This is a genomic window from Pseudoalteromonas sp. HF66, assembly GCF_011806445.1.
In the GTDB taxonomy this organism is placed as follows: Bacteria; Pseudomonadota; Gammaproteobacteria; order Enterobacterales; family Alteromonadaceae; genus Pseudoalteromonas; species Pseudoalteromonas apostichopi.
Genome location: NZ_JAATOU010000045.1, coordinates 1 through 831, shown reverse-complemented (window position 1 = coordinate 831; position 831 = coordinate 1). Strand labels below are relative to the sequence as shown.

Annotated in this window: 1 protein-coding gene; it reads left to right on the top strand. The window is 43.9% G+C overall.

The annotated features are described in order from the left end of the window. The coding region (locus tag HCZ11_RS19515; RefSeq protein WP_167659256.1) for an IS110 family transposase at window positions 1-801 on the top strand (801 nt) is incomplete at its 5' end. Window positions 802-831: the final 30 nt, after the last annotated feature.

The window sequence follows — 831 nt, the reverse complement described above, 5'->3', positions numbered from 1 at the left end:
TTAACCCCTATTTATGTGCCTGAGCCTGAAGACGAGGCCGTTCGTGATTTATCTCGCGCCCGTGAAGTCGCGATGAAAGATTTAAAAGACGCTAAATACCAACTAAAAGCACTGCTTCTTCGCAACAATATTAACTACGCAGGCACTGCAAACTGGTCTCTCAAACACTTACGATGGCTTACTGAACTAGTACTGCCGCATCCAGCACAGCAAATCGTTTTACAAGAGTTTATTCAAACTATAAATGAGCGAATTGCACGATTAGAGCGACTCGACAACGAACTGTCTCACCATGTTTATCAATGGCGATACTATCCCCTTGTTAAAGCCATTCAGGCTATGCGCGGTGTTCGCTTACTCGTGGCCGCTGGCGTTGTTGCTGAGCTTGGTGATTTAACGCGCTTCGACCATCCGCGTAAACTGATGAGCCACCTTGGCCTTGTACCAAGTGAACACTCGAGCGGGGGTAAAAGGCACATTGGCGCAATTACTAAATGCGGCAATGGTCGAGCAAGGCGCTTATTAGTCGAAGGTGCTCATAGTTACCGTCATGCTGCCAACATATCGACCGAGTTACAAAAACGACAAGAAGGTTTACCAAAACAGATTGTTGATATCGCATGGAAAGCACAATTAAGGCTCTGTAAACGTTATAAAAAGCTCATTAATAAAGGTAAGCATTACAACCTTGTTGTCACCGCCATTGCCCGTGAAATGATTGCGTATATCTGGGCAATCGCAAAACAAATTGTACTCTCTCCGATAAATCCTAAATTAAGATTATCTAGAGTACCTGCTTAATATGAACGAATTAGAGTTAATGCATTGGGT